Here is a 26,560-nt window from a genome sequence, read left to right on the forward strand (position 1 = left end):
CCACCCGGCACGTCCTGGTTGGTGCCCCAGGCAAGAGTCGAACTTGCGACCTTTCGCTTAGGAGGCGGCTGCTCTATCCACTGAGCTACTGGGGCGTGACGACCGGGCACGCGTCCCGACGTCAGGGGACATCTTGGCATGTCGGGCCACGGTCGTCGGCAAGGCCACGGGAACCGCGCGACCCCCACGCGCGTCACACCCGCATGAAGAGGTCACCCCGCCTGCGTCGCACCCTCCTGGCCGCGACCGCCGTCACCGCCCTGACCGGCGTCTTCGCCGCCGGGGTGCTGGTCGGCGGGGCCGAGCCGGACGCACGCCCCGACGCCCCGCCGCTGAGCCAGGGCCCGTTCCGCCTGGCCAGCACCGCGCTCGCGCCGACCCCGACGTGCGACGAGCTGCTGGAGAGCTACCAGGCGCGGGCGCTCCCGCTGGTCGGTCCGTGGGGGTGGGAGGGCGTCATGGAGCTGGCGGTCCCCGCGGCCGGCGCCGAGGTCGGTGACACCGCAGCCCGGCTCCCGGCCGCCGCGACTCCCCGGGCGGCGACCTCCAGCGAGACCGGCACCAACGTGCAGGAGGCCGGTGTCGACGAGCCCGACCTGGCGAAGACCGACGGGTCGCTGCTGGTCCGCGTCGACGGCAGCACCCTGGTGGTCCACGACGTCACCGGCGCCACCCCGGTCGAGCTCTCCCGGCTGCGCCTCCCGGGAGTCGTCGACCCCCAGATCCTCCTGGTCGGCGACACCGTCGTCGCCGTCGGGGCACGGGTCCCCGACCCCGACGAGTGGGCCGTCGGCAGCAGCGTCGTCACCGTCGACCTCGGCGACCCGAAGGCGCCCGAGGTGGGTGAGCTGGCGGCGTACGACGCGGGACTGGTGACCGCACGCCAGCACGGCGACGTGGTCCGTGTCGTCCTGCGCACCGACCTGCCGCAGCTCGACTTCCGGCACCCCGGCGGGAGGCTCGGCGAGCGCGGCGCCCGCCTGCGCAACCAGGAGCTGGTCCGCCGGACCACGCTCGCCGACTGGCTGCCGCAGGTCGACGGGGAGCTGGCGGTCGACTGCGCCGACGTGGCCGTCCCTGACGACGAGGAGGCAGTCCTGGGCACCGTCACCACCGTCGCCTTCACCGCGGCGGCGCCGACGCGGCGGACGTCGGTCGCCGTCGCCACCGCGACCGACCTTGCCTACTTCTCCACCGACCGCCTGCACCTCGCCACGCAGGCCTCCGGGTGGTGGGGGCTGTCGGAGGTGATGGGGCGCACCGCGATCCCGAGAGGCGCGGGGGGCACCCACCTCTACTCCTTCGCCCTCGACGGGACCGACACCACCTTCGTCGCGGCGGGCGGGGTCGACGGCGCGATCCGCGACCGCTGGTCGATGGATGCGGTCGACGGGGTGCTCCGCGTCGCCGTCGGACCGACCATGGAGACCGGCAACTTCAACTCGGTCATCACCCTGACCGAGGAGGACGGCGCCCTGGTCGAGACCGGCCGCCTCGACGAGCTCGGTGTCGGCGAGGAGATCAAGTCGGTGCGGTGGTTCGACGGACTCGCCTTCGTCGTCACCTTCCGCACCGTCGACCCGCTGTACGCCGTCGACCTCACCGACCCGGCCCGCCCGAGGCTGCTGGGCAAGCTGAAGATCCCCGGCTTCAGCCAGTACCTCCACCCCCTCGGCCCCAACCGCCTCCTCGGCATCGGCCAGGACGCCGACGTGCGCGACGGTGGCCTCCGCGGCGCCCAGGCGGCCCTCTTCGGGGTGACGGACCTGACCGCCCCCAAGCGCCTCGACACCGTCACCTACCCGCGCGAGAGCGTGGCGCAGGCGGGCCACGACCCCCGCCAGTTCACCTGGCTGCCCGAGCAGCGGGTCGCCCTGACGGTGATCTCGAAGGGCTGGGAGGGACGCACCGGGTGGCTGTCGATCATCAAGCCGCGCGGCCACCGGCTCACCGAGACGCGCACCGAGGTCGAGTACGGGCGCGACGTCGACCGCGTACGCATGCTGCCGCTGCCCGAGGGCCGGGTGGCGCTCGTGACGGGAGACGACGTCACGTTCGTCGACGTAGATTGAGTGGCATGTGCCGCAACATCCGCCCGCTCAACAACTTCGAGCCGCCGGCCACCCCTGACGAGGTGAGCGCCGCAGCGCTGCAGTACGTGCGCAAGGTCGCCGGCACCACCAAGCCGTCGGCGGCCAACCAGGCCGCCTTCGACGCCGCCGTCGCCGAGGTCGCCCACACCACCCGGCACCTCCTCGAAGCCCTCGTCACCACCGCGCCACCCAAGAACCGTGAGGATGAGGCGGCCAAGGCACGCGCCCGGGCCGAGCTGCGCTACGCCCGATGACCGACCAGCTCGTCACGGCTCCTCAGGGCCAGGCGTACGCCGCCGCGCTCGACCTGCTCTCCGACCGCCGGCTCGTGGTGCTCACCGGGGCCGGGCTGTCGACCGACTCCGGGATCCCCGACTACCGCGGACCGGGCTCGACCGCACGGATGCCGATGACCTACTCCGAGTTCGTCGGCACGGCCGCGGCCCGCCAGCGCTACTGGGCGCGCAGCCACGTCGGCTGGTCACGGATGCGCCACGCCGACCCCAACGCCGGCCACCACGCGCTGGCCCGCCTCGACCCCGAGCTGCTGATCACGCAGAACGTCGACGGCCTCCACGAGGCCGCCGGCAGTGGCCGGGTCGTGGCCCTGCACGGCCGGATCGACGAGGTCGTCTGCCTGGCCTGCGGCACCACCCTCCCCCGCGCCGAGCTGCACGCCCGCCTGGACGCGCTCAACCCCGGTTGGCTCACCGCGCACGCCGACGTGGAGTCGCGCCCCGACGGCGACGTCGAGCTCGACGACACGGGCGACTTCGTGGTGCCGGACTGCCCGCACTGCGGCGGCGTGCTCAAGCCGCACGTCGTCTTCTTCGGGGAGAACGCCCCCAAGGAGAAGGTGCTGCGCTGCTACGAGGCCGTCGACGCGCTGACCCACCCCGACAGCGGCCACACCGGCGCGCTGCTGGTGGCCGGGTCGTCGCTGACCGTGATGAGCGGGCTGCGCTTCGTGAAGCGGGCCGCGAGGAACGGCACCCCGGTCGTCATCGTCAACCGCGGCACGACGCGCGGCGACGACCTCGCTGCGCTCACCGTGCACGCCGGGACGAGCGACTTCCTCACCGACCTGGCGGGGCGCCGCGGTCGGTGAGGCCCGGTGACGTCGGGGTCAGATCGCCTTGACGAAGATGTGGTCGGCCGACTCGTAGTCGATCTCGGCGCTCTCGCCGCCGGAGCCCAGCAGGACGCCGTCGGCGGTCGCGACGATCTTGACCGACTTGTCGGGCACGGCGCCCACCCGGCGCAGGGTGGCCATCAGGGCCTCGTCCTTCTGCACCTCCTCGGAGATGCGGCGCACGTGCACGCGCGCGGCGTCGAAGGTGGCGATCTTGGAGAGGGGGGCGACGCCGGTCATGAAGGTCTCGCCGCTGTCCTCCTGGCCGAGCTCGTCCAGGCCCGGGATCGGGTTGCCGTAGGGCGACTCGGTCGGGTTGTCGAGCAGCTCCATGAGGCGACGCTCGACGGTCTCGGAGATCACGTGCTCCCAGCGGCAGGCCTCGGCGTGCACCAGCTCCCAGTCGAGGCCGATGACGTCGGTGAGCAGGCGCTCGGCGAGGCGGTGCTTGCGCATGACGCGGGTCGCGAGGCGCAGACCCTCCTCGGTGAGCTCGAGGTGGCGGTCGCCCTCGACCGTCAGCAGCCCGTCGCGCTCCATCCGCGCCACCGTCTGCGAGACGGTCGGCCCACTCTGGTGCAGGCGCTCGGCGATGCGGGCACGCAACGGCACGATTCCCTCCTCCACGAGCTCGAAGATCGTGCGGAGGTACATCTCGGTGGTGTCGATGAGGTCGCTCACCCGGCCCATTGTGTCCCATGGCGCCGACAAGTGGCACGCTGGTGAGATGAGCACGCTCATCGTCCCGTCCCGCTTCTGCGGGCCCCCGGTCTCGGGCAACGGCGGCTGGACCGCCGGGGAGCTCGCCGCCCACGTGGAGCACGGCTGCCCCACCGACCACGCCCGGGCGTGGCCCCCGGTCAGGGTGCGACTGCGCCAGCCTCCGCCGCTCGACGTCACGATGACGGTGACGGAGGTCGACGGCACGACCCGCAGCCACGACGGTGGCGTGGTGGCCGAGGCCGTGCCGGGCCTGGACGAACTCACCGCCGTGACCGGCGTGGACGTCGCGACGGCGCGGGCGGCCGAGGCCTCGTACGCCGGTGCGACGCGACACCCGTTCCCGACCTGCTTCTCCTGCGGCCCGGAGCGCGCCGCGGACGACGGCCTGCGGATCTTCCCCGGCGAGGTGGCGCCCGTCGAGGGCCGCCGCCGGGTGGCGGCCACCTGGACCCCGCACCCGAGCCTGGCCGAGGACTACCACCTCTACTCCGGCGGCACGCAGCGCGCGAGCCTGGCCGTCACGTGGGCGGCCCTGGACTGCGTGGGCGGCTGGTCGGAGGACCTGCTGGGGCGCCCGATGGTGCTGGGCCAGATGACGGCCCGGGTCGACCGGCTTCCCGAGATCGGGCAGACCCACGTCGTGGTCGGTGAGCACCGCGGCACCGAGGGCCGCAAGAGCCACACGGCCTCGACGCTGTGGTCGGGCGACGGCGACGTGCTCGCGGTCGCCGAGCACGTGTGGATCGCCGTCGACCCGAGCCGCTTCAGCTAGGCCAGCTCCTCGGCGAAGAGGGCGTTGTAGCGGCGCATGCTGGTCACGAAGCCGGCCAGCGCGGCGTCGTCCCAGCCCTCGATGCGCGCGCGCAGGCGCTCCCGTCGTAGCACCTCGACCTCGGCCATCCGGGCCCGTCCGGCCTCGGTCAGCGCGAGCAGGTGGGCTCGACGGTCGGCCGGGTCGACGGTCCGCTCGACCAGGCCCAGCTCGACGACGTGCTGCACCTGACGGCTCACCACGCCCTTGTCGAGTCCGTGGGCGTCGACGACCTCGGAGGCCCGGATCGACCCGCGCTCGCGCAGCATCGCCAGGAGCAGGTACGCCGCCGGCTGCAGCTCCGGGTGCACCAGCGCGGCCCGGGCAGCCACGACGCGGCGCGCCCGTCGCACCAGGACGACGATCTCGCGCTCGAGCTCGTCGAGCACGAGGTCGCGCTCGTCGCGCTCCTCAGTCACGACTTCGCCACAGGGACGGACGGCTCGGCCGCGGCCACCTTCAGCTCGTCGGAGCGCTGCACCGTGCGACGCAGCGGCACCTCCTTGATGAAGAGGATGCAGACGAAGGAGAAGAGGGCGAAGGGCACCGTCAGCGCGAAGACCGTGGCGATCGCGTCGCCGTAGGCGTTCTCGAAGAGCAGGCGCACGGGCGCCGGCAGCTCGTCGAGCTTGGGCACCGAGTGGGAGTCGCCCGACCCGGTGAGTGCGATGCCGAGCCGCGCCAGGCCGGCCGTCACCGAGTCGGAGACCTGGTGGGCCACGACGGCCCCCAGGGCGGCGACACCGGCCGACCCGCCGATCGAGCGGAAGAACGCGACCAGCGCGGAGGCGGCACCCATGTCGGCGAAGGCGGTGTTGTTCTGCACGGCCAGCACGAGGTTCTGCTGGATCGCGCCGACGCCGATGCCGAGCACGGCCATGAAGAGGCCGACGACGACCAGGTCGGTCTCGCGGTCGATCGTGCCGAGCAGGCCCAGACCCACCATCACGAGCACCGAGCCGCCGACCAGGTAGCGCTTCCACTTCCCGGTGTCGGAGATCAGCTTGCCGCTCAGGATGCCGGCCACCAGCGTGCCGGCGACCATGCAGATGCTCATCAGGCCGGCCTTGGTGGGGCTCATGCCGCGGGCGAGCTGGAAGTACTGGCTGAGGTAGACGCCGGAGCCGAACATCGCGACGCCGACCGTGATCGAGGCGAGCGTGGCCAGGGTGGTGGTGCGGTCGCGGAAGAGGCGCAGCGGGATCACCGGGTCGACGGCGACCTTGGCCTCCCAGTAGGTGGCCACGGAGAGCACCAGCACGGAGGCGCCGAGCAGGACGAAGCTGGTCGTGGAGCCCCAGTCGAACTGGTTGCCGGCCAGGGAGACCCAGACCAGGAGCAGCGAGACGCCGGCCATCAGCAGCAGCGACCCGACGTAGTCGATGGTGACGTCCTTGCGCGGGCGTGCCGGGAGCTTCAGGGTGGCCTGCAGCAGGAACCAGGCGGCCACCGCGAAGGGCAGGCTGACCCAGAAGCACCAGCGCCAGCCGAGGGTGTCGACGACCAGGCCGCCGACGAGCGGGCCCGAGACGGTGGCGACGGCGAAGACCGAGCCCATGTAGCCGGCGTACCTGCCGCGCTCCCGCGGCGGCACCATGCTGGCGATGACGACCTGCACCAGGGCGGTGAGGCCGCCGATGCCTAGGCCTTGGATGACGCGGGCGCCGATCAGCATCTCCATCGAGGTGGAGAAGCCGGCGATCAGCGAGCCGAGGGCGAAGATGCTGAGCGCGGTCTGGGTGAGGACCTTCTGGTCGAAGAGGTCGGCCAGCTTGCCCCAGATGGGGGTGGTGGCGGTCATCGCCAGCAGGGTGCCGACAAACCACCCAGGTGTAGCCGGTCTGGCTGCCGCCGAGGTCGGCGACGATGGGCGGGAGCGCGGTGTTGACGATGGTCGAGGCGACCATCGCGGCAAACATCGCCAGCAGCAGGCCGGAGAGCGCCTGCAGGATCTGGCGGTGCGACATCTGACCGGACTCCTCCGCGGTGGCGACGGGAGTGGGTGAGGACATGGGATCTCGTTTCGGTGGCAACGTGACGGGGTGGCATGGACCCGGACGGCTGGCGTCGAGGGATCACCCCCGACCCCGGTCCAGGGTCAGTCAGGTGCTTGAAGGTTGTCAGAAGCAACTTTATTCCGACCAATCGTCGCGTATTCCCCGCCGTTCGTCGCGGGGGGTGCACAACGGTGCGAGGAGGGTGGCGGGCACAAGGTTGAATGTGCCGGTGCAGAAGATCCGGGTCTTCTTGCTGGATGACCACGAGATCGTGCGTCGCGGGCTCCGCCACTTGTTGGAGGCCGAGGACGACATGACGGTCGTCGGCGAGGCCGGCACCGTCGAGGACGGTCGCCGACGAGTGTTGGAGCAGCGACCAGACGTCGCGCTGCTCGACGCGCGCCTTCCCGACGGCTCCGGCTTCGACGTCGCCCGCGGCGTACGCGAGGTCGCTCCCGAGATCAGGACGATGATCCTCAGCAGCTACGACGACGAGGAAACGCTCGTCGCGGCCTTCTCGGCCGGGGTGAGCGGCTACGTGCTCAAGCAGATCGAGGCCGACTCGCTGCTCGACGGCATCCGCGAGGTGGCTCGGGGCAAGTCCCTGGTCGCCCCCGCCGTCGCCTCCCGGATGATGGAGCGGATGCGCCAGACGCAGGAGAGCACCGTCGGCGCGCTGGCCGACCTGACGTCGCAGGAGCGACGCATCCTCCAGCTCATCGGCGCGGGCCTCACCAATCGCGAGATCGGCGACCGGCTCTTCCTCTCGGAGAAGACGATCAAGAACAACGTGACGCCGCTGCTCGCCAAGCTCGGCGTGCAGCGCCGCACCCAGGCGGCCGTGCTCGCCGCCCGCCTCGACGACTGAGCCGCGTACGGCGCCGGTGCGGGCGTCACCGTGCCATCGCGGCAGCACCCTCCCGGATCCGGTAGACCGACGAACGGCCGGCGGGGAGGCGCTCCCAGGCGTCGTCGACGCCCATCGTCATCTCCGCCGCGCCGAGGAACAGGTAGCCGTCGGGCGCCATCACCTGGCGGACCCGGCGCAGCACCTCGCGCTTGGTCTCCACGTCGAAGTAGATGAGCACGTTGCGCAGGAAGACGACGTCGAACTGGCCGATCGGGCCGAAGTTGCGGGTCAGGTTCAGCCGGGAGAACCTCACCATCGAGGCGATCTCGGGGTCGAGCCTCCAGCTCGCGCCGGAGCGCTGGAAGTAGCGCACCAGGGTGGTCGCCGGCAGGCCGCGGTTGACCTCCAGCTGGGAGTACTCGGCACGGCGCGCCTTCTCCAGGACCTCCTCGGAGATGTCGGTGCCGAGGATCTCGACGTCGAAGCGCTGCACGGCCGGCGTCTCGCGCACGGCCATGGCGACGCTGTAGGGCTCCTGGCCGGTCGAGCAGGCGGCGGTCCAGATCCGCAGGCGGCGCTGCGGACGGCGCGCGGCCAGCGCCGGGAGCACGTCCTGGCGCAGGGCCACGAAGGGGTCGTTGTCGCGGTAGAACGAGGTCTCGTTGGTGGTCAGCGCCTCGACGATCTTGCGCAGCAGCAAGGGGTCGCGGGTGCGCTGGGCGTGCCGGACGAGCTCGTTGACGTCGGCCTGACCGTGGGTGCGGGCCAGCGGGAGCAGGCGCGACTCGACCAGGTACTCCTTGCCCGTGTCGAGCACGATCGCGCTCTCGGCCCGGACGTGGTCGCGCACGAATGCGAAGGCGTCAGCAGCGAGGCTCATGCCTCTCCTCCTCTGTCGTCGGTCTGGATGGCCGCCAGGCGGCGTCGAACCTCACCGGCGACCTGCCCCAGGGGCAGCAGCTGCTCGGCGAGTCCTGCGGAGGCGACCGCCCCGGGCATGCCCCACACCACCGAGGTGGCGCGGTCCTGCGCGAGGACGCTGCCGCCGGCGTCGACCAGGTGCTGGGCGCCGCGGGCACCGTCCTGGCCCATGCCGGTGAGCACCAGGCCGAGCACCGGGCCGTTGGCGGCGACGGCGGCCGACCGGAAGAGCACGTCCACCGCGGGGCGGCAGTAGTTCTCCGGCGGCTGCTGGTTGAGCCGGGCCACCAGGTCACGGCCGGCGCGCTCCACCACCAGGTGGAAGTCGCCGGGAGCGATGGTCACCGTGCCCGGCGCGAGCACCGCGCCGTCGGTGGCCTCGCGCACCGGGTAGTCGCAGTGGCGGTCGAGGCGCGCGGCGAACTGGGTGGTGAAGACCGGCGGCATGTGCTGCACCACGACGACCGGGACCGGCAGCGGCGGCAGCGAGGTCAGCACCGTGAAGAGCGCCTCGGGGCCACCGGTCGAGCTGCCCACGGCGAGCAGGCGGTAGCCCGTGGCAGGCACCCGTCGCTCGCGGGTCGCCGGCGTCGGCGGTACGACGCTGGGCGCCGCAGCTGCCGTCGTACCGACGGTCGCCCGGGCAGGCGTCGACAGTCGCGACCCGGCGCGCGGGACCAGCGACTTGATGAGCGGGATCAGGGCGTCGCGCACCTGCTCCATGGAGCGGCTGACGCTGCCGACGTTGGCCGGCTTCGGGACGTAGTCCGAGGCGCCTGCGGAGAGGGCGTCGAAGGTGGCCGAGGCGCCGCGCTCGGTGAGCGTCGAGAACATGACGATCGGGACCCGGTTGCCGCTCGCGCGGATGGCGCGCACGGCCTCGATGCCGTTCATCTCCGGCATCTCGATGTCCATCGTCACGAGGTCGGGGGTGAGCGTCTCGAGCTTCTGCAGGGCGGCGCGGCCGTTGATGGCGGTCCCGACGACCTCGATGTCGGGGTCCTCCGACAGCAGACCAGTGACCAGGCGTCGGATGACGACGGAGTCGTCGACGACGAGCACGCGGATGGGGGGCACGCAAGGTCCTTCGGTCGTGGCCGCCGGGCAGTGGCCAAGCTTCTGATCGGCGCCGAGTGCCTCCACCTGAGCGGAAGCGGCGCACCGGGTGGTGAGGGACGCAGGTCGACCCGTCCCGAGATCGGGTCGACCTGCGTCGGGGCCGTGCTCAGACGCGGAAGCAGCTCACGCTGGTGCGCAGGCTCGCCGCCATCTGGGCAATGTCCGTGACAGCCGTGTGGGCCTGGGCGACGGCCTCCGTGGTGGAGGCGGCCGCCTGCGAGACACCCACGATGTTCTCGGCGACCTGGCCGGTGCCGGTCGAGGCGTCCGCGACGTTGCGGCCCATCTCGTTGGTCGTCGCGGTCTGCTCCTCAACCGCGGAGGCGATGGTCAGCTGGTAGTCGTTGATGGAGCGGATGATCGCGTCGATCTCACCGATGGCACCGACGGCCCCAGCGGCGTCACCCTGGATGGTCTCGACCCGACGGGCGATGTCCTCGGTCGCCCGCGCGGTCTCCTGCGCGAGTTCCTGCGCGAGCTCCTTGACCTCGTTGGCCACCACCGCGAAGCCCTTGCCGGCCTCGCCGGCACGGGCGGCCTCGATGGTCGCGTTGAGGGCCAGCAGGTTGGTCTGCTCGGCGATCGAGGGAGGCCTGAGTCACAAAGAAGTCGACCCGCCCGGATGATCCGGACGGGTCGACCCTGGAGCGTCGAGGGCTCAGGCCTTGAACTGGCCCACGGCCGTACGCAGTCCCGCGGTGAGGCGGGCGATCTCACCGACCGCGGCGTGCGCCTGGGCGACGCCCTCGGTGGTCTCGGTCGCGGCCTGGGAGACGCCGTCGATGTTCTCGGCGATCTGCTGGGTGCCCGTGGAGGCGTCGGTGACGTTGCGACCCATCTCGTTGGTCGTCGCCGTCTGCTCCTCCACCGCCGAGGCGATCGTCAGCTGGTAGTCGTTGATCGACCGGATGATCGCGTCGATCTCACCGATCGCAGCCACCGCACCGGTCGTGTCGGACTGGATCGTCTCCACACGACGGGCGATGTCCTCGGTCGCCCGCGCCGTCTCCTGCGCGAGCTCCTTGACCTCGTTGGCCACCACCGCAAAGCCCTTGCCGGCCTCGCCCGCACGCGCGGCCTCGATGGTCGCGTTGAGGGCCAGCAGGTTGGTCTGCTCCGCGATCGAGGTGATCACCTTGACCACGTTGCCGATCTCCTGGCTCGACTCCCCCAGCTTCGAGACCGTCGCGTTGGTCGACTCCACCGTGCGCACCGCGTCGGAGGCCACCCGCGCAGCCTCGTTGGCCGAGTGCGCGATCTCCCGGATGGACGCCGTCATCTCCTCCGAGCCGGCCGCCACCGTCTGCACGTTGCGACTGACCTCCTCGGCAGCGCTGGAGACGACGCTGGCCTGGACCGAGGTCTCCTCGGCCGCCGCCGCGATCTGCTGCGACCCCGCGGAGAGCTGGGTCACCACCGCGTTGACCGCGTCGGCGGAGTCGACGACCGCGCCGATGGCCTCGCGCATGCGTTCGGTCGCCAGGTCGAGGCCCTCGGCCATGTCGCCCATCTCGTCGCGGTTCACCACGCCGGCCCGACGGGTCAGGTCGCCCTCGGCGAGGCCGTCGATGACGTTCTTCACCAGGCCGATGTTGCGCGCCAGCGTGCGCGCGATCCAGTAGGCCAGCGCGCCGGCGAGCGCCAGGCCGAAGAACAGCACGGCGATGTTGGTGCGGCGCGTGGAGCGGTAGTCGGCCTGGATGGCCTCCACTGCGGCAGCGGCCTGCTCGAGCTCGTGGGTGGTGAGCTCCTGGAGGCTCTCCTCCATGGCCGAGGCGAGCGGCTCGACCTCGGTGCGGTTGGCCGCGTCCCAGCCCTTCAGGTCGCTGGCCATGGCCAGGTCGGCCATCCGGCCGGTCTGCATCTGCCGGTAGGCGGTCGCACTCTCGGTCTGGCGCGCGACCAGCTCGCGGCTGGTGTCGTCGAGGCCGGTCGCCTCGAACGCACGCGCCGCCTCCTCCATCGTCGCGAAGCGCTGCTCGAGCTTCTCGAGCGCCGCCTTCTTGTCCTCGCGGGACGTGGCGATGACGGCGTCGCGCGCGGCGGAACGCATGCCGTCGACGGCGATGCGCATCTCGGCGACGTGCTCGACGCCCATCAGGTTCTCGTCGTAGAGAGCTTGGGCGTCCTCGCTCAGCGCCTGCAGGGAGAGGATGCCGATGGCGCCGACCAGCATGGCGACGAGGCCGGCGATCGTCACGGCAGCCATGGTCTTGGTGCCGACGCTGCGGTCGCGCAGGAAGCGCTGCACGAAGGAGCGGTGCTCCGGGCAGGGGTGGAAGTGCTCATCAGGTCAGTCCTCGGGGTGACGTCGTGCGGTCGGGTGGGTGCAGTGCGGTCGCGCTCAGGCACGGGTGAAGTGCCCGATCTGGGACTGAAGGTCGGCCGACATCCGGGCCAGGTCCTGCGTGGCCACCTCCGTCTGCTCGACGCCCTCACGCGTGCTCTCGGCGGCCTGGGCGACGCCGACGATGTTGTCGGTGATCTGGTCGGCCCCGGTGGCGGCGTCGGCCACGTTGCGGCTCATCTCGTTGGTGGTGGCGGTCTGCTCCTCCACCGCCGAGGCGATCGTCAGCTGGTAGTCGTTGATCGACCGGATGATCGCGTCGATCTCACCGATCGCAGCCACCGCACCGGTCGTGTCGGACTGGATCGTCTCCACACGACGAGCGATGTCCTCCGTGGCCCGCGCCGTCTCCTGCGCGAGCTCCTTGACCTCGTTGGCCACCACCGCAAAGCCCTTGCCGGCCTCGCCCGCACGCGCGGCCTCGATGGTCGCGTTGAGGGCCAGCAGGTTGGTCTGCTCCGCGATCGAGGTGATCACCTTGACCACGTTGCCGATCTCCTGCGACGACTCCCCCAGCTTGGCGACGGTGGCGTTGGTCGACTCCACGGTGCGCACGCCGTCGGAGGCCACGCGAGCAGCCTCGTTGGCCGAGTGGGCGATCTCCCGGATCGACGCGGTCATCTGCTCCGAGCCCGCCGCCACCGTCTGCACGTTGCGGCTCACCTCCGCAGAGGCGGCCGAGACGAGGCCGGCCTGGGCGGCGGTCTGTCCGGCACCGGCCGAGATCTGCAGGGCCGACGACGACATCTCCGTGGCCGCGGTGGCCAGCGCCTGCGCCGAGTCGGCGACGTTGCCGACGACCCGGTCGGTGGAGTCGATCGCCTGGTTGAGGGCCCGCTCGAGCTGTCCGAACTCGGCCGTCGAGCGCTCAGGCACCCGCTGGCTGAGGTCTCCCCCGGCGAAGCGCGTCAGCGCGGCGACCGTGTCGTCGAGCGGCCGGACGATGGTGCGGGCGATGGCGACGGCCAGCCCCACCATGACGAGGAGCGTCGCCAGCACGACCACGACCAGCCACGTCTGGACCGTCGTACGGGTGCTCTCCGCCTCGGCCGTCTTCTGCTCGACGGAGGCCCGGATGGTCTCGATCGTCGCGGAGAGGACCTCGTCGATCGCGTCGTTGGCGACCTGAACCTCGTCGACGCGCCGCACCGCTGCGGGGCGGTCGGCGATGGCCAGCTCGACGAACTCGCTGATCGTGGTCGTGTAGCCGACCCACGCCTGCTTGAAGGCAGCCGTGGTCTCCTCGTCGGCCTCGAGGTCGAGCGCCTCGAGCTCGGCGACGAGCGCGGTGATCTTCGCGCTGTCGTCGACGACGTCCTGGGCGAAGCGCGCGTTGTCCGCGTAGACGGCCGCCTTGAGGCCGTCGACCTTGAGCTCGCTGGAGCGGGTGTCCAGGGCGTGGATCACCCCGATGGCCTCCTGCAGGCGGCCGAGCTTCTCGGTGTCCTCGTTGAGCTCGCGGAAGCCGACGTAGGCGACGGACGCGACGACCACGGCGCTCAGGACGCCGTTGGCGGCGATGGTCGTCAGCCGGCGGCGGACCGTCCAGTTGATCGTGATGGGCATGGATCCTCCTCGGTGGTGACCGTTATGGGGTCAGGCGGCCACGGCGCGCTCGACGTCCAGGGCGAGCAGGAGCTGGCCCTCGAGCTTGTACGCACCGTGCAGGAACTCCCGAGAAGCTCCGGTCAGGGTGTCGGGCGGGAGCTCGAACTGCTCCTCGTCCACGTCGATCACGGCACCGATGGTGTCGACCAGCAGCGCGATCGTCTCGCCGGCGACCCGGACGACGACGAGCATCGCCTCCTGGTCGGCGGCACGGTCAGGCAGCCCGAGACGGGCCCGCAGCTCGACGGCGCTGAGCACCTGGCCACGCAGGTTGATCAGGCCGGAGACGCTCTCCGGGGCCAGCGGGATGCGGGTCTGGGGCTGCCCACGGAGGACCTCCTGGACCGACGCGACGTCGACGCCGTAGAGGTGTCCGTCGAGGGTGAAGGTGACCAGTCGGGTGCTCACATCGTCTCCTGCAGCTGGGGCTGGAGCTCGAACTCCGAGGCCTCGTAGAACGTGGGGTCGGCCGAGAGGATCGCGGCCCGGACGTCGAGCACCTCGACGACCCGGTCACGGACGAGGGTCGAGCCCAGGACTCCGTGGGCGGTGACCTCGGCCTGGAGCTCGCCACCGTCGTCGACGATGTCGACGATCTCGTCGACCACGATCGCCACGCTGCGCAGGCCGACGGTGTAGATGACCACGACGAGCTCGTCGTCGTGACGGTCGCTGAGCGTGCCGTAGAAGTTGCTGAGCCTGACCAGCGGCAGGATGCCGCCGCGGTACTGCACGACCTCGCGGCCACCGATGTGCTCGACGGCGGAGGCCGGGAAGTTCTCCAGGCGGGTGACCGAGGAGAGCGGGATCGCCACCTTGCGGTCGCTGCCCAGCCCGGCGACCAGCAGGCGCAGACTCTCGTCGACGACCGTGCGCGTGTCGGTCTCCTTGACCTGGTCCTGCTCGAGCACGTCGCTGTTGAGCACGCGCCGGGCCAGCGCCTGGACGTCGAGGATCAGCGCGACGGTGCCGTCGCCCAGGATCGTGGCGCCGGAGTAGACGCCGATGGCCTTGAGCTGGGTGACCAGCGGCTTGACCACGATCTCCTCGGTCGACAGGACGCGGTCGATGATCAGGCCGAAGCGTCGGCCCTCGGCCTGGAGGACGGCGATCACGACGTGGCCGTCGGAGCGGTCGGACTCCACGCCCAGCAGGTCGGTCAGGCGGACCAGCGGGAGCAGCGCGCCGCGCAGGCGGTAGACCGAGGCACCGTTGACGTCCTCGACCGCGTTGGCGGCCCGGTCGGCGTCGAGCGCGACGAGCTCGAGCAGGCTGACCTGGGGGATTGCGTAGCGGTCGCCCGCGCACTCGACGGTGAGCGCCGGCACGATGGCCAGGGTCAGCGGGATGCGCAGGCGGCAGGTGGTGCCACGGCCCAGCACCGAGTCGATCTCGATGGTGCCGCCGATGGCCTCGATGTTGGTGCGCACCACGTCCATGCCGACGCCGCGGCCCGACACGTTGGTGACGGCCGCCGCGGTGGAGAAGCCGGGCAGGAAGATCAGCTGCAGGATGTCGTTGGGCGACATCTCCGCGAGCTGGGTCGACGTACGCAGCCCCTTCTCGAGCGCCTTGGTCGCGATCCGCTCGGGGTCGATGCCGGCGCCGTCGTCGCTGACCTCGACGACGACCTGGCCGCCCTCGTGGTAGGCGCGCAGGGTGAGCACGCCCTCGGCAGGCTTGCCGGCGGCGACGCGGGTCTCGGGCCGCTCGAGCCCGTGGTCGACGCTGTTGCGCACCAGGTGGGTCAGCGGGTCCTTGACCGCCTCGAGGAGCGAGCGGTCGAGCTCGGTCTCCTTGCCGACCATGCTCAGGGTGACGGTCTTGCCGCACTGCGCGCCGAGGTCGCGCACGACGCGCGGCAGCTTGGCCCAGAGGTTGTCGATGGGCTGCATGCGGGTCTTCATGACCCCCTCCTGCAGCTCGGAGGCGATCAGGTTGAGCCGCTGCGCGGAGCGCACCAGGTCGACGTCGTCCTGGTGGCTGGCCTGCCGCACGATCTGGTTGCGGGTGAGCACCAGCTCACCGACCAGCTGCATCAGGGCGTCGAGCAGCTCGACGTCGACGCGGATGGAGGAGTCGGCGACCGTACGCCGGTGCGGGGCCTCCTCGGCCGGCTCGGCTGCGGCCTTGGCGAGCGGTGCCGGCGCGGTGACCGCGGAGGCTGCGGGAGCGGCGGCCGCGGGGGCGGCGACAGGCTCGGCCACGGGGGCCGGGGTGACCTCGGTGGGCGCCTCGACCGTCGCGGTCGGCGCCTCCTCGACCGGTGCCTCCTGCTCGACCGGCGCGGGCTGCTCGGCGACCGCTGCCTCCGCCCGTCCCTCGAGGACGGCGGAGATCCGCTCGACGACGCAGGCGACGTCGATGTCGCCCTCGTCGCCGCCGGCCTCGATCGCGCCGAGCAGGTCACGCACGGTGTCGACCATGGCGAGCAGCACGTCGGTGGTCTGCGGCGTCATCGACATCTTGCCGTCGCGCAGCCGGGCCAGCAGGTTCTCCCCGACGTGGGTCACCGACTCGAGCTTGCCGAAGGCCAGGAAGCCGCTCGTGCCCTTGATCGTGTGGATCGTCCTGAAGATGCTGGCCAACAGGTCGCGCGAGTCCGGCTCCCGTTCGAGGGCCACCAAGTCGCGGTCGAGCTGGTCCAGGTTCTCGTGGCTCTCCACGAGGAACTCCTGGACGATCTCATCCATCTCATCCACGGCGGGATCCGCCCTCTCGTCGTCGCATGCTGCTTCGAGAGGACCCATCGGCCGGCGCGGGCCGGACCTGAGTTGATGGAGCGGATTGGAGGGGGCGTCACTCCCCCGGGCGCGGGGTCAGTCCTTGCGGCGGCGGAGTGCCTCGGCGAGGGTCGCCACGGCCTCCTGCGGCGGCGAGGCCGCACCCTGGTTGCTCGTGGCCAGCTCGGCCAGGAGCTCGGCGCGGTGCACGCTCACGGAGCGCGGGGCGTCGATGCCCACGCGTACGACGTCACCGCGGACCTCGAGGATCGTCACGGTGACCTCGTCACCCACGACGACGCTCTCGCCCGCCCGACGGCTCAGCACCAACATGGGACCAACCTACGCCACGGTGACGGGGACGCTGCGCGGGCGCTCATGAGGCCAGCGGCACGGCGACCGACAGGGTGGAGTCGTCGAGGATCACCTGGGTGGCTCGACGGGTGGTGGTGTTGACCAGCACGGGGGCGCGCAGGTTGGCGGTGCTCTCGGCCAGCGAGGCGCCGGCAGTCAGCACCAGCAGGACGAGGACGTCGGAGGCGTCCTCGATCTCGAGCTCGGCGACCACGTCGTCCCCGACCTCCGGCGCGTAGTCCGGGAAGAAGGGCACGGGCGAGGCCACCAGGAACCGCAGGTCGGGGTCCTCCAGCGACCGCAGGTCGCAGAGGAACCCGTCGTCGTCGAGCTGGACGAGGGCGAAGCGGCGGTGCTCGGGAAAACCGGGCAGCGGGTGGACGAGCTCGATCACCGGAAGGTCGTGCATGACGCCCACACTTCCACACTCGTCCCGCTCCTGCTCGGCCACCGGCCTCACCGTGGTCGTCACCGCAGGAAGTCCAGGAGGCTGGGCTGGAGGACGCGCGCGGTGGCACCGAGGGCCGCCTGGTAGGCGACCTCCTGCAGCTGCAGGTCGACCATGGCCCGCGGCAGGTCGACGTTCTCGATCTCGCTGAGCGAGCTGGTCATCGACAGCTCCCCGTCCTGCGCGCGCAGCAGCGCGGCCTCGAGTCGGTTGGTGCGGCCACCGATCTCGGCCAACGCGCCTGTCATGCGGTTGCCGGCCTCGGCCAACCGGTCGAGGCTGGCCGAGAGCTCGGCGGGGTCGCCCGAGCGGAGTGCGTTGACAGCGGCATCCAGGTCGTCGAACAGGTTGGCGCCGTCGGGGCCGAAGGCCTGACGGGCGTCCATGTCGACGCGGACGGAGACACCGTCGCCGACGGTACGCAGGACCTCGCCGGCATCGGTGCCGACGTAGGCGCCGTCCGCGTCGAAGGCCACGCTGCCCGCGGTGACCCCACCGAAGACCGGTCGTTCGAGGTACTTCGCGTTGGCCTGGCCGATCAAGGACTCGCGCAGCTGCTCGACCTCGATGGCCAGTGCCTCCCGGGCCGCGACGCTCATCGCCCCCTGGTTCGCGCCCTGGAGCACCAGCTCGCGGGCCCGTCGGGTCTCGTTGACCATCGACTGCAGGGCGGTGTCGACCTGGCCGAGCCAACCCTGGCCGTCCTCGGCGTTGCGCACGTACTGCTTGGCGTCGGCGAGCGAGGAGCGCAGGCGCATGGCAGCGGTGGTGTCGGTCGGCGAGTCGGACGGCCGGTTGAGCACCCGTCCGGTGGAGAGCTGCTCCTGGCTGCGGGCCAGGCGGCCGAGGCTGAGCTGCAGGCCCTCCAGGGAGCGCTGGCTCATCATCGACTGGGTCACGCGCTGGATGCTCATCGGCCCACCAGCCCGGTGCGGTTGATCAGGGTGTCGAGCATCTGGTCGAGGGTGCTCATCACCCTCGACGCGGCCTCGTACGCCCGCTGGGCGCTGACCAGACCGACCATCTCCTCGTCGAGGTTGACCCCGGCGAGCTGGTCACGGGTCCCGTCGACCTGGGCGGTCAGGGCGGACTGGTTGGAGGCGAGCCGCCGCACGGAGGCGATCTCGCTGCCGAGGCCGTTGACCAGCCGCTGGTAGCCGCTCTCCGCGCCGCCGGTGGCGGCCAGGGCGGTGGCGTTGCCGCCGTCGAGCCCGCCGCCGGGGATGCCGGAGGCGGCGACCTGGTCGAGGTCGGTGACGGCCACCCGCAGCGACCCGGCCGGGTCGGCCGCGTCGAAGGCGAAGAAGTCGCCGCCGGGGGTCCCGTCCAGCGCGTAGCCGCTGCGGTGCTGGGTGTTGACGTCGGTGACGAGCTCACGCACCACGTCGTCGAGCCCGGCACGGTAGTCGGGCAGGGTCACGGTGAGCAGGTCGGCGGTGGCACCGATCTCGCCGCGCATGCCGGGGGCCACGGCGGTGCTGCCGCCAGCGGTCTCGACCGCCAGGCTGACCGTGCCTCCGGTGGCGCCGGTCGCGACCACCAGGCGGCCGGCCTCCTGGCCGGTGACCAGGGCGGTGCCGTTGACGGAGACGTCGAGGCCACCGTCGGCGCGCTGCGTGGCGACGCCACCGGTCAGCTCGGAGAGACGCATCGCCAGCTGGTCACGCTGGTCGAGCAGCAGGTTGGCGTCGGTGCCACTGAAGCCAGCCACGGCGATGGCGCGGTTGGTGTCGGCCAGGTCGCTGGCCAACGTGTTGACCTCGCCGACGAGGGTCTGAAGGCGGTCGCGCTGGCTGCCCTCCTCCTTGGCCACGTTGCTGGCCTGGACGCGGATCGACTCGACGAGGGTGGCGGCGCGGTCCAGCACCTGGCTGCGGGCGGCGTCACCGCCCGGGGAGACGGCGAGGTCGTGCCACCCGGTGCGGAAGTCGTTGAGCGCGGCGGCGACGCCGTTGTCGCCGGGCTCTCCGATGCCCGCCTCGAAGCGGGTCAGGGCGGCCGCGCGGGTGGAGAGGTAGGAGTTGTTGCCGTGCTCGTAGCGGGCGCGCGACTGGAGAAACTCGTCGGTCATGCGTACGACGTCGGCGGTGCGCACGCCCTCGCCGGCGCCGTCGTAGCGCGACCACATGGCCGGCTGCGCGGGGGCGCCGACCGTCTCGGCCTCGGCCCGGCGACGGGCGTAGCCGGGGGTGGCGGAGTTGGCGATGTTGCTGCTCGCCACGTCCATCAGCACCCGGTTGTGGTGCAGGGCACTCAGGGCGGTGCCGAAGGAGGAGAAGGTTCCGCTCATGGTCACAGGTTCCGATCGACGAGGGGCTTGCGGGCGAGGCCGACGACGGCGCTGCCGTCCGCGCTGTAGCCGTCAGTGCCCTCGGTCAGGGTCAGCAGGGTCTCGCGGGCCGAGCGGATGCCCGCCGTGATCAGCTCGCGGTTGGTGTCGGCCATCGCGGTGACGTCGGCGGTGATCCGCGCGAAGGCGTCTCGGTGGTCGGCGAGGATGGTCGGCCAGGGTTCGTCGGCCGCCTCGATGAGGGCCCGCAGGCTCGGGTTGGGGGCGAGGCCGAGGACCTCGGCGGCCTCGTCGGCGGCCACCGCCCGTACGACCTCGGTCTCGCGGATGGTGCCGAGCACCGACTCGACCTCCTTGGCTGCCTGGAGCAGCCAGCGGGTGCGGCCGGTGGCCATCACCAGCTGCTCCACCTCGAGCTTGTAGAGGAGTGTCTCGAGCAGCTCACGCTCGCGCCACAGGATCTGCGAGAGCTTCTCCATCAGTCTTCCCTTCGTCGTCCAGGCCGCCACCTGGCCGGTGTCGTGCTGCGTCAGACACCCCCATCGGCGCCCCGGTGCCGATCCTGAAGGATTGTCGCGACCTGTCGCAATTGGTGACTCGGTTCACTGGGACGGTTGACCCAGCCAGCCCGTCTAGCCCCGGGTGACCACGAGGCCCCGGGACCTTGGTCCCTGCTTTGGCCCTGACCGGGCTATATACCCAATTTTGGGCAAGGGGGCTGTTAGTTCGGCGGTGAACTACTCCCGTGACCTCGGAAACCAGCACGTCCCCCCAGCGTCATGAGCTGATCACCGCCACCATGCCACTGGTGGGGCACATCGTCCGCGAAATGGCCGGGCGGGTGCCCAACCACGTGTCGCGGGACGACCTCACCTCGGCCGGCCTGGTCGCCCTCGTGCGCGCCGCCGACTCCTTCGAGGACGAGCGCGGGGTGCCGTTCGCCCGCTACGCCGCCACCCGGATCCGTGGCGCCCTCATCGACGAGCTCCGCAGCGTCGACTGGGCCTCGCGCTCCGTGCGCCGCCGTGCCCGCGACCTGGAGGAGACCCGCCACCAGCTGGCCGTCGCCCTCGGCCGGGTCCCGAGCAACGCCGAGGTCGCCAGCGCCACCGGCATGAGCCTCGACGAGGTCATCGCCAACGACGACGACGTCGCCCGGGCCCAGGTGCTCTCCCTGCAGGGCGCCCCCGAGGACGCGCTCGACGAGCTGGTCCCCGCCGACACCGCCACCCCCGAGCAGCTGGCGCTGCACCGTGAGCGCCTCACCTACATGGTGGAGGCGGTCGCCGAGCTGCCCGAGCGCCTCCGCATCGTCGTCACCGAGTACTTCCTGGCCGAGCGGCCGATGACCGAGATCGCCGAGCAGCTCGGCGTGAGCGAGTCCCGGGTCTCCCAGATCCGCGCCGAGGCGCTGAGCCTCCTGCGCGAGGCGCTCAACCGTGAGCTGGACCCCCACCTGGTCGCCGCGCCCAGCCGCCCCGAGGGCTGTGCCGCCCGACGTCGCGAGTCCTACTTCGCGGCCGTCGCGACCCGGCACGCCGCCGCCCTGCGCCCTGCCCGCGTGGGCGTCGAGGCGCGCGCCTGACCTCGTACGAAAAAACTTCGGCGAACGCCTCAGACCTGCTGCGCAGGCGCCGAACAGACAGGCAACGAAGTCCACGGACGGACTTCGGCACGTGACTCTCCAGGAAGGAAACCACCATGAGTCTCCGCATCAACCAGAACATCGACGCCTTCAACTCGTACCGCAACCTGTCGGTCACCCAGGGCCAGATGTCCAAGTCGCTGGAGAAGCTCTCCTCGGGCTTCCGCATCAACCGCGCCGCCGACGACGCCGCCGGTCTCGCGATCTCCGAGGGCCTGCGCTCGCAGGTCGGTGGCCTCAAGGTTGCCGCCCGCAACGCCCAGGACGGCATCTCCGTCGTGCAGACCGCGGAAGGCGCCCTGACCGAGGTCCACTCGATCCTCCAGCGTCTCCGCGACCTGTCCGTCCAGGGCGCCAACGACAGCAACAACGCCGAGGCGCGCGCCAACATCAAGACCGAGGCCGACAGCCTGGTCAAGGAGCTCGGCCGCATCGGCGAGTCGACCAACTTCAACGGCGCCAACCTGCTCGACGGCACCGCGGGCGCCGGCGGCAAGATGCACTTCCAGGTCGGTGCCGACGGTGACGCCAACAGCCGCATCACGGTCGACCTGTCTGGCGCCAACGTGAAGAACATGGCCGACCAGCTCGGTGCCGCCACCACTGGCTCGACGATCAACGTCCTCACCCCCACCGACGTGACCGGCGCCATGACCTTCACCACTCGTAGCGTCGTCGGCGGCAACAACGTCGACACCACCATCACCACCGCGTCCCTGGGTGCCGCCGGCTCCCTGAAGACCGTGGACGACGTGGCGAGCGCGCTCAACAAGGACGCGAACTTCTCCAAGCACCTCTCTGCTTCGGTGAACAAGGACAACCAGCTCGTGGTCACCGCCAAGGACGGCGCTGCCGTCTTCGGTGGCAACACTGCCGGCACGCACGCAGCCGCCGGCACCGGCGCTGCGGTCTCCGCCGCCCTGGTTCCGGGAACGACTGGGCTGGACTTCAGCACGGCCGACGGCGCCCAGGCGTCCATCAAGCGGGTCGACGACCAGATCAAGGCCGTCTCCACCGCTCGCGCCGGTCTCGGTGCGATGCAGAACCGCTTCGAGCACACCATCAACAACCTCAACGTGGCCGTCGAGAACCTGTCGGCCTCCGAGAGCCGCATCCGCGACACCGACATGGCGCAGGAGATGATGAGCTTCACCCGCTCGCAGATCCTGTCGCAGGCCGGCACCGCGATGCTCGCGCAGGCCAACCAGGCCCCGCAGGGCGTCCTGTCGCTCCTCCGCTGATCCAGCGGTAGGCGACACCAGCCTCACAGCACCACCCGCGGAGCCCCGGACCTCACGGTCCGGGGCTCCGTCCCTATTCTCTCCCGCCCCCGTCGGGCTGCTCCCACGTCAACGCCTCAGGTCTGCCCCCCAGGTGCCGATGAGGGCGTCGAAGGAGTTCGTACGACCTCCGGCATGACCTGTTCCTTCGAGAGGAGACCACGTGGCAACCGCGAACATCTCTGGCCTGGGCAGTGGCCTCGACACCGCCAACATCGTGGGCCAGCTCATGCAGCTCGAGGCGATGCCGCAGACGCGACTCCAGAGCCGCGCGAAGTCCGAGGGCTACGTCCTGACCTCCTACCAGTCGCTGAACTCCAAGGTGGCCGCCCTGGCCACCAAGGCGACGTCCACCGGGACCGGCACCACGTGGGACGCCCTGAAGACGACCTCCTCGCTCCCCGGCGTCACCGTGAGCGCCACGTCGAGCGCCACGCCGACCGCCTTCACCGTCAAGGTCGCCAGCGTGGCGCTCTCCCACCAACTGGGCTACAAGGACTCCGCCGCCCTCACCGACGTGGTGACCACGGGCTCCACGACGGTGAAGCTCGACCGGCTCGACGGCACCACCGTCGACCTCGACACCGGCGACGGCACCCTGGCCGGCCTGGCCGCAGCCATCAACGACCCGACCAAGGACACGGGGCTGCGCGCGACCACCGTCAAGGACGCGAACGGCGCCTACCGCCTCCTCGTCGAGTCGACCGCGACCGGCGCGGGCGCGGACTTCACGCTGACCAACGCCGACGGCACCGCGCTCCTCGGCGGCGCCACGGTGCGCGCCGGCGCCAATGCCCGCCTCGACCTGGGCGCCGGCATCGCGGTGGAGTCGAGCAGCAACACCTTCACCGAGCTCATGCCCGGCGTCACGGTCACCCTCTCGGCCGGCGCCGAGGTCGGCAAGAGTGGCGAGATCGCCGTCTCCCGCGACGCAAGCACCCTGCACGCGTCCGTCAAGGGACTGGTCGACAACGTCAACGCGATCCTGACCGAGATCGACAACGGCTCCAAGTACAACGTCGCCACCTCGTCCCGGGGTGACTTCGTGGGCGACGTCACGGTCCGGACGCTGCGCAACGACCTGGCCAGCGCGATCTTCCCCGGCGGCAACACGTCGATGGCCGAGCTGGGTCTCAGCGTTGACCGCTTGGGCAAGCTCGTGCTCGACGAGGCAGCGCTCACGAAGGCGTACGAGGCGGACCCCGCCGCCGTCGCCAAGGCGTTCGGCACCGACGACGGGTTCGCCGCGCGCGTCGCGACCGTCGCCCAGAAGGCGAGCGACCAGACCACCGGCGCGCTCACCTCCGTCATCGACGGCCGGTCCAAGGGCATCGAGCGGCTCAACAAGTCGATCGCCGAGTGGGACCGTCGCCTCGAGCTGCGCGAGTCCGCCCTGACGCGTCAGTTCACCGCCCTCGACGTGGCGCTGAGCAAGATGAACAGCCAGTCCACGTGGCTGGCCGGCCAGATCAACTCCCTCTCCCGCTCCGAAGGCTGAGTGACCCCATGAACGCGAACGTCCGCCAGACCTACCTCGGCGCCTCCGTGACCACCGCCAGCCCCGAGCGTCTCGTCGTCATGCTCTACCAGCGGCTCGTGCTCGACCTGCAGCGTGGGCGCGACGCCCAGGCCGCCGGTGAGCGCGAGGCCGCGCACACGCACCTCCTGCACGCCCAGGACATCGTCATGGAGCTGCGTACGAGCCTGCGCACCGACGCCTGGTCGGGCGCCCTCGCGCTCGCCTCGCTCTACGACTGGATGCACACCCAGCTCGTGCTGGCCAACACCCGCTGCGACGTCGCGATGACCGAGCACGTGCTGGCCCTGGCCGAGCAGCTGTGCGACACCTGGCGCGAGGCTGCCCTGCAGGCGGCTGGCTGATGGGTCGCGAGAGCGCCGCCCGGAGCCCCTGGTACGACGAGCTGGACCGCCTCGAGGCCGAGGTGGAGGCCGTCCGCGCCCTGCTCTCCTCGACCGAGCACGAGGTCGACCCGGAGTCGGTGGACACGACCTGGACGCCGACCAGCGGGCTCGGCCCGGTCCCCCGCGACCTCCTCAGCCGCGCCGAGGCGCTCCTGGCCGCCCAGCGCCAGGTGCAGCTCGACCTCTCCCTGGCGATGGCGGCCACCTCCCGCCAGCGTGACTTCGCCGCCCGCGTCACCGACGCCACGGCGGCGCCCGCGGCACCGGCGTACCTCGACGTCAGCGCCTGAGGTCCACCCCACGGGCCGGTTCTGCTCAGGATCGACCGACCACGACCGATGGAAGCCCCGTGAGCCCGCATTCCCCCCTGGTCCCCCACCCGACAGGAGCCTGACGTGCACGCGCTCGTCATCGACGACTCCCGCTCGATGCGGATGATCCTGGCCCGCATCCTGCGCGGCGCCGGATTCGAGATCACGGAGGCCGGTCACGGCCAGGAGGCTCTCGACCACATCAACGGCGGCCTCCGCCCCGACATCTGCCTCATCGACTGGAACATGCCCGTCATGAACGGCTACGAGTTCGTCACCCAGGTCCGCAAGGTCCGTGAGTGGCGCGACATCACGCTGATGATGGTCACCACCGAGAGCGAGCACTCGCAGATCGTCGCCGCCCTCGCGGCCGGCGCCCACGAGTACGTCATCAAGCCCTTCACCGCCGACGCGATCCTCGACAAGCTGGAGCTGCTCGGCTGACTCGGCCTGCCCCCGAACGGAGCGATCGCATGACCGCCCCCACGAGCACGGACGTCCAGCCCGACGCCGTCCTCAGCCCCGACGACGTACGGACGCTGACCGAAGAGGTGTGGTCGACGTTCCTGGGCCACACCGCGCCCTTCGCCCCGGCCGAGCGCCGCGACTTCACCCCGGAGTGGTCCGCCAGCGTCACCGTCAAGGGCGAGTGGAACGGCATGATCGCCATGGAGCTGACCGCCGTCGGCGCCACCACCTCACCTGCGGCATGCTCGGCATGGACCCCGACGCCGACGAGCCGTCGGAGGCCGACGTCGTCGACGCCGTCGGCGAGCTGGTCAACATGGTCGGCGGCAACGTCAAGAGCCTCGTCCCCGGCCCCAGCCAGCTCTCGCTGCCGCTGGTCGCCACGGGGCAGTTCGCCCACGGCTCCGACCAGCACGAGATCGTGCACCTCGACTTCGTGTGGGGCGACGAGCCCGTCTCCCTGACCGTCCACTCCGGCAGCCCTGCCGTGACCAGCCCCGCCGTGAGCAAGGTGACCCGATGAAGATCCTCGTCGTCGACGACAGCCGCGTCATGCGCCAGATCGTCATCCGTACGCTGCGTCAGTCCGGCTACGCCGGCCACGACGTGGTCGAGGCCGAGAACGGCCTCCAGGCCGTCGAGATGGTGGCCACCGAGAAGCCCGACCTGGTGCTCTCGGACTGGAACATGCCCGAGATGAGCGGCATCGATGCCCTCGCCCGCCTGCGCGCCTCCGGCTCCCAGGTGCCCTTCGGCTTCGTCACCTCGGAGGGCTCGGAGGAGATGCGCGCCCGCGCCGCGGCCGCCGGTGCCCTCTTCCTGATCGCCAAGCCCTTCACCCCGGAGCTGTTCGACGAGGCTCTCTCGGCGGTGCTCCCCCGGGCATGAAGGTTCACCTCCCCGTCGCCAAGGAGGTCCGCGACCTCCTCAGCGACCTCCTCGGAAAGTCCGTCTCGATCGAGCCGGCCGCACCGCTGGCCCCCGGCCCGAAGCGCCCGGCGACGATCGGCGTGTACGTCGACGACTCGCTGCGCATCGCTGCCCTGATCTGCTTCGACCTGCCGCTCTCCGCGTACGCCGGCGCGGCGATCGGGCTCGTGCCGCCGAAGACCGCGGAGGACGCGGTCGCCCAGGGCACGCTGCCCGAGGTGCTGCGCGAGAACCTGCACGAGGTGCTCAACATCGCGGTCGGCCTCTTCAACAGCACCCCCGGCGCCGACCACCTGCGGCTGCACGCCATGCACCCGGCCGGTGAGCCGACTCCGCGCGACGTGCTGGTGCACGCCCTCACCCTGGGTCGACGCACCGACATGCGGGTCGACGTCCCGAACTACGGCGCGGGGGTCATCTCGGTCGTCCAGACCTTCTGACCCGCGAACGATCCGGCACCAGGCTCGCCCCCTGCGCACTCCTGCGCACCCCCTTGCGCACCGTCGGGGGACGAGCCGGACCAGCACCCCTCCCCCCAGACGCTGGTCCTTCTCGGGTGGTGCGCGCATCCGCAGCCCACGTCGACA

Annotated in this window: 29 protein-coding genes and 1 tRNA gene; 14 read left to right on the forward strand and 16 right to left on the reverse strand. The window is 71.4% G+C overall.

Annotated features, from left to right (window positions below; genetic code table 11):
- Positions 1 to 19 precede the first annotated feature (19 nt).
- Positions 20 to 95: transfer RNA gene (locus E2C04_RS14775), tRNA-Arg, on the reverse strand.
- Between the two features lie 108 nt (positions 96 to 203).
- On the opposite strand from E2C04_RS14775, the gene E2C04_RS14780 reads away from it, so the two are divergent.
- The 3 genes from E2C04_RS14780 to E2C04_RS14790 are packed head-to-tail and all read left to right on the forward strand — an operon-like array spanning position 204 to position 3,201.
- Entirely contained in the window at positions 204 to 2,072 is a 1,869-nt protein-coding gene (locus tag E2C04_RS14780) for a beta-propeller domain-containing protein (RefSeq protein WP_135833170.1), read from the forward strand.
- Positions 2,073 to 2,077: 5 nt separating this feature from the next.
- Positions 2,078 to 2,347, forward strand: coding sequence for a DUF2277 domain-containing protein (locus E2C04_RS14785; protein ID WP_135833171.1), 270 nt, complete (start codon positions 2,078 to 2,080; stop codon positions 2,345 to 2,347).
- Complete coding sequence (locus tag E2C04_RS14790; RefSeq protein ID WP_135833172.1) at positions 2,344 to 3,201, forward strand: NAD-dependent protein deacetylase; 858 nt, start codon at positions 2,344 to 2,346, stop codon at positions 3,199 to 3,201. The genes E2C04_RS14785 and E2C04_RS14790 overlap by 4 nt, the downstream gene beginning before the upstream one ends.
- An 18-nt stretch (positions 3,202 to 3,219) precedes the next feature.
- Here E2C04_RS14790 and E2C04_RS14795 read toward each other — a convergent pair whose 3' ends face one another.
- Positions 3,220 to 3,906 carry an iron-dependent transcriptional repressor DtxR gene (locus E2C04_RS14795; RefSeq protein ID WP_135833173.1) on the reverse strand — a complete coding sequence of 229 codons (687 nt, stop codon included), beginning with the start codon at positions 3,904 to 3,906 and terminating at the stop codon, positions 3,220 to 3,222.
- A 46-nt stretch (positions 3,907 to 3,952) separates the two neighbouring features.
- On the opposite strand from E2C04_RS14795, the gene E2C04_RS14800 reads away from it, so the two are divergent.
- On the forward strand, positions 3,953 to 4,720 hold the full coding sequence (locus tag E2C04_RS14800) for a hypothetical protein (protein WP_135833174.1): 768 nt from the start codon (positions 3,953 to 3,955) through the stop codon (positions 4,718 to 4,720).
- On the opposite strand, the gene E2C04_RS14805 is transcribed toward E2C04_RS14800, so the two are convergent.
- Complete coding sequence (locus E2C04_RS14805; protein ID WP_135833175.1) at positions 4,717 to 5,178, reverse strand: MarR family winged helix-turn-helix transcriptional regulator; 462 nt, start codon at positions 5,176 to 5,178, stop codon at positions 4,717 to 4,719. The two genes, E2C04_RS14800 and E2C04_RS14805, sit on opposite strands and share 4 nt — an antisense overlap.
- On the reverse strand, positions 5,175 to 6,560 hold the full coding sequence (locus E2C04_RS14810; protein ID WP_238694324.1) for an MFS transporter: 1,386 nt from the start codon (positions 6,558 to 6,560) through the stop codon (positions 5,175 to 5,177). The genes E2C04_RS14805 and E2C04_RS14810 overlap by 4 nt, the downstream gene beginning before the upstream one ends.
- Before the next feature lie 425 nt (positions 6,561 to 6,985).
- On the opposite strand from E2C04_RS14810, the gene E2C04_RS14815 reads away from it, so the two are divergent.
- Positions 6,986 to 7,624, forward strand: a complete 639-nt coding sequence (locus tag E2C04_RS14815) for a response regulator (RefSeq protein ID WP_238694325.1) — start codon at positions 6,986 to 6,988, stop codon at positions 7,622 to 7,624.
- A gap of 25 nt (positions 7,625 to 7,649) precedes the next feature.
- Here the strand turns inward: E2C04_RS14815 and E2C04_RS14820 are convergent, their stop codons facing one another.
- The 12 genes from E2C04_RS14820 to E2C04_RS14875 all read right to left on the reverse strand — a co-directional run bounded on the left by E2C04_RS14820 (position 7,650) and on the right by E2C04_RS14875 (position 19,895).
- Positions 7,650 to 8,486 carry a CheR family methyltransferase gene (locus E2C04_RS14820; RefSeq protein ID WP_135833176.1) on the reverse strand — a complete coding sequence of 279 codons (837 nt, stop codon included), beginning with the start codon at positions 8,484 to 8,486 and terminating at the stop codon, positions 7,650 to 7,652.
- Positions 8,483 to 9,604 (reverse strand): protein-glutamate methylesterase/protein-glutamine glutaminase, encoded by a 1,122-nt coding sequence (locus E2C04_RS14825; RefSeq protein ID WP_135833177.1) that lies wholly within the window; start codon positions 9,602 to 9,604, stop codon positions 8,483 to 8,485. The genes E2C04_RS14820 and E2C04_RS14825 overlap by 4 nt, the downstream gene beginning before the upstream one ends.
- A 148-nt stretch (positions 9,605 to 9,752) precedes the next feature.
- On the reverse strand, positions 9,753 to 10,229 hold the full coding sequence (locus E2C04_RS14830) for a methyl-accepting chemotaxis protein (RefSeq protein WP_135833178.1): 477 nt from the start codon (positions 10,227 to 10,229) through the stop codon (positions 9,753 to 9,755).
- Between the two features lie 75 nt (positions 10,230 to 10,304).
- Positions 10,305 to 11,897: a methyl-accepting chemotaxis protein gene (locus E2C04_RS14835; RefSeq protein ID WP_202977810.1), complete on the reverse strand. Its 1,593-nt coding sequence runs from the start codon at positions 11,895 to 11,897 to the stop codon at positions 10,305 to 10,307.
- Between the two features lie 93 nt (positions 11,898 to 11,990).
- Positions 11,991 to 13,559 carry a methyl-accepting chemotaxis protein gene (locus tag E2C04_RS14840; protein ID WP_135833179.1) on the reverse strand — a complete coding sequence of 523 codons (1,569 nt, stop codon included), beginning with the start codon at positions 13,557 to 13,559 and terminating at the stop codon, positions 11,991 to 11,993.
- A gap of 30 nt (positions 13,560 to 13,589) precedes the next feature.
- Complete coding sequence (locus tag E2C04_RS14845; protein WP_135833180.1) at positions 13,590 to 14,009, reverse strand: chemotaxis protein CheW; 420 nt, start codon at positions 14,007 to 14,009, stop codon at positions 13,590 to 13,592.
- Entirely contained in the window at positions 14,006 to 16,294 is a 2,289-nt protein-coding gene (locus tag E2C04_RS14850; RefSeq protein ID WP_229721587.1) for a chemotaxis protein CheA, read from the reverse strand. Before E2C04_RS14850 ends, E2C04_RS14845 begins: the two co-directional genes overlap by 4 nt.
- Before the next feature lie 126 nt (positions 16,295 to 16,420).
- Positions 16,421 to 16,657 carry a carbon storage regulator CsrA gene (gene csrA, locus E2C04_RS14855; protein ID WP_135833182.1) on the reverse strand — a complete coding sequence of 79 codons (237 nt, stop codon included), beginning with the start codon at positions 16,655 to 16,657 and terminating at the stop codon, positions 16,421 to 16,423.
- Between the two features lie 43 nt (positions 16,658 to 16,700).
- Positions 16,701 to 17,150 (reverse strand): flagellar assembly protein FliW, encoded by a 450-nt coding sequence (gene fliW / locus E2C04_RS14860; protein WP_229721552.1) that lies wholly within the window; start codon positions 17,148 to 17,150, stop codon positions 16,701 to 16,703.
- Positions 17,147 to 18,040, reverse strand: a complete 894-nt coding sequence (locus E2C04_RS14865) for a flagellin N-terminal helical domain-containing protein (protein WP_135833183.1) — start codon at positions 18,038 to 18,040, stop codon at positions 17,147 to 17,149. The genes fliW and E2C04_RS14865 overlap by 4 nt, the downstream gene beginning before the upstream one ends.
- Positions 18,037 to 19,416: a flagellar hook-associated protein FlgK gene (gene flgK, locus E2C04_RS14870; RefSeq protein ID WP_135833184.1), complete on the reverse strand. Its 1,380-nt coding sequence runs from the start codon at positions 19,414 to 19,416 to the stop codon at positions 18,037 to 18,039. Before flgK ends, E2C04_RS14865 begins: the two co-directional genes overlap by 4 nt.
- A gap of 2 nt (positions 19,417 to 19,418) precedes the next feature.
- On the reverse strand, positions 19,419 to 19,895 hold the full coding sequence (locus E2C04_RS14875; protein WP_135833185.1) for a flagellar protein FlgN: 477 nt from the start codon (positions 19,893 to 19,895) through the stop codon (positions 19,419 to 19,421).
- Positions 19,896 to 20,215: 320 nt separating this feature from the next.
- Here E2C04_RS14875 and E2C04_RS14880 point away from each other — a divergent pair, with 320 nt between their 5' ends.
- The 9 genes from E2C04_RS14880 to E2C04_RS14920 all read left to right on the forward strand — a co-directional run bounded on the left by E2C04_RS14880 (position 20,216) and on the right by E2C04_RS14920 (position 26,413).
- Positions 20,216 to 21,001, forward strand: a complete 786-nt coding sequence (locus tag E2C04_RS14880; RefSeq protein ID WP_202977992.1) for a sigma-70 family RNA polymerase sigma factor — start codon at positions 20,216 to 20,218, stop codon at positions 20,999 to 21,001.
- 116 nt (positions 21,002 to 21,117) lie between these two features.
- Positions 21,118 to 22,302 carry a flagellin N-terminal helical domain-containing protein gene (locus tag E2C04_RS14885; protein ID WP_135833187.1) on the forward strand — a complete coding sequence of 395 codons (1,185 nt, stop codon included), beginning with the start codon at positions 21,118 to 21,120 and terminating at the stop codon, positions 22,300 to 22,302.
- Between the two features lie 202 nt (positions 22,303 to 22,504).
- A complete protein-coding gene (gene fliD, locus E2C04_RS14890; RefSeq protein ID WP_135833188.1) occupies positions 22,505 to 23,839 on the forward strand; it encodes a flagellar filament capping protein FliD in 1,335 nt (444 codons plus the stop codon).
- Between the two features lie 8 nt (positions 23,840 to 23,847).
- Entirely contained in the window at positions 23,848 to 24,222 is a 375-nt protein-coding gene (fliS, locus tag E2C04_RS14895) for a flagellar export chaperone FliS (protein WP_135833189.1), read from the forward strand.
- Entirely contained in the window at positions 24,222 to 24,554 is a 333-nt protein-coding gene (locus E2C04_RS14900) for a hypothetical protein (protein ID WP_135833190.1), read from the forward strand. Before fliS ends, E2C04_RS14900 begins: the two co-directional genes overlap by 1 nt.
- A 105-nt stretch (positions 24,555 to 24,659) precedes the next feature.
- Positions 24,660 to 25,019 (forward strand): response regulator, encoded by a 360-nt coding sequence (locus E2C04_RS14905; protein WP_135833191.1) that lies wholly within the window; start codon positions 24,660 to 24,662, stop codon positions 25,017 to 25,019.
- A 265-nt stretch (positions 25,020 to 25,284) separates the two neighbouring features.
- Positions 25,285 to 25,566 carry a chemotaxis protein CheX gene (locus E2C04_RS14910; protein ID WP_135833192.1) on the forward strand — a complete coding sequence of 94 codons (282 nt, stop codon included), beginning with the start codon at positions 25,285 to 25,287 and terminating at the stop codon, positions 25,564 to 25,566.
- The gene (locus E2C04_RS14915; RefSeq protein ID WP_135833193.1) at positions 25,563 to 25,931 is read left to right on the forward strand and encodes a response regulator; all 369 of its coding nucleotides are present in this window, start codon (positions 25,563 to 25,565) and stop codon (positions 25,929 to 25,931) included. The genes E2C04_RS14910 and E2C04_RS14915 overlap by 4 nt, the downstream gene beginning before the upstream one ends.
- Positions 25,928 to 26,413 (forward strand): hypothetical protein, encoded by a 486-nt coding sequence (locus E2C04_RS14920; RefSeq protein WP_135833194.1) that lies wholly within the window; start codon positions 25,928 to 25,930, stop codon positions 26,411 to 26,413. Before E2C04_RS14915 ends, E2C04_RS14920 begins: the two co-directional genes overlap by 4 nt.
- The last annotated feature ends 147 nt before the right edge of the window (positions 26,414 to 26,560 follow it).

Source organism: Nocardioides daphniae (genome assembly GCF_004777465.1).
GTDB classification, from domain to species: Bacteria; Actinomycetota; Actinomycetes; order Propionibacteriales; family Nocardioidaceae; genus Nocardioides; species Nocardioides daphniae.

Coding starts and splice junctions, on each gene's coding strand:
- E2C04_RS14780 (WP_135833170.1), top strand. CDS start 204: ATGAAGAGGTCACCCCGCCTGCGTCGCACCCTCCTGGCCGCGACCGCC.
- E2C04_RS14785 (WP_135833171.1), top strand. CDS start 2,078: ATGTGCCGCAACATCCGCCCGCTCAACAACTTCGAGCCGCCGGCCACC.
- E2C04_RS14790 (WP_135833172.1), top strand. CDS start 2,344: ATGACCGACCAGCTCGTCACGGCTCCTCAGGGCCAGGCGTACGCCGCC.
- E2C04_RS14800 (WP_135833174.1), top strand. CDS start 3,953: ATGAGCACGCTCATCGTCCCGTCCCGCTTCTGCGGGCCCCCGGTCTCG.
- E2C04_RS14810 (WP_238694324.1), bottom strand. CDS start 6,560: ATGACCGCCACCACCCCCATCTGGGGCAAGCTGGCCGACCTCTTCGAC.
- E2C04_RS14820 (WP_135833176.1), bottom strand. CDS start 8,486: ATGAGCCTCGCTGCTGACGCCTTCGCATTCGTGCGCGACCACGTCCGG.
- E2C04_RS14840 (WP_135833179.1), bottom strand. CDS start 13,559: ATGCCCATCACGATCAACTGGACGGTCCGCCGCCGGCTGACGACCATC.
- E2C04_RS14850 (WP_229721587.1), bottom strand. CDS start 16,294: ATGGATGAGATCGTCCAGGAGTTCCTCGTGGAGAGCCACGAGAACCTG.
- csrA (WP_135833182.1), bottom strand. CDS start 16,657: ATGTTGGTGCTGAGCCGTCGGGCGGGCGAGAGCGTCGTCGTGGGTGAC.
- E2C04_RS14865 (WP_135833183.1), bottom strand. CDS start 18,040: ATGAGCATCCAGCGCGTGACCCAGTCGATGATGAGCCAGCGCTCCCTG.
- flgK (WP_135833184.1), bottom strand. CDS start 19,416: ATGAGCGGAACCTTCTCCTCCTTCGGCACCGCCCTGAGTGCCCTGCAC.
- E2C04_RS14875 (WP_135833185.1), bottom strand. CDS start 19,895: ATGGAGAAGCTCTCGCAGATCCTGTGGCGCGAGCGTGAGCTGCTCGAG.
- E2C04_RS14880 (WP_202977992.1), top strand. CDS start 20,216: ATGCCACTGGTGGGGCACATCGTCCGCGAAATGGCCGGGCGGGTGCCC.
- E2C04_RS14885 (WP_135833187.1), top strand. CDS start 21,118: ATGAGTCTCCGCATCAACCAGAACATCGACGCCTTCAACTCGTACCGC.
- fliS (WP_135833189.1), top strand. CDS start 23,848: ATGAACGCGAACGTCCGCCAGACCTACCTCGGCGCCTCCGTGACCACC.
- E2C04_RS14900 (WP_135833190.1), top strand. CDS start 24,222: ATGGGTCGCGAGAGCGCCGCCCGGAGCCCCTGGTACGACGAGCTGGAC.
- E2C04_RS14910 (WP_135833192.1), top strand. CDS start 25,285: ATGCTCGGCATGGACCCCGACGCCGACGAGCCGTCGGAGGCCGACGTC.
- E2C04_RS14915 (WP_135833193.1), top strand. CDS start 25,563: ATGAAGATCCTCGTCGTCGACGACAGCCGCGTCATGCGCCAGATCGTC.
- E2C04_RS14920 (WP_135833194.1), top strand. CDS start 25,928: ATGAAGGTTCACCTCCCCGTCGCCAAGGAGGTCCGCGACCTCCTCAGC.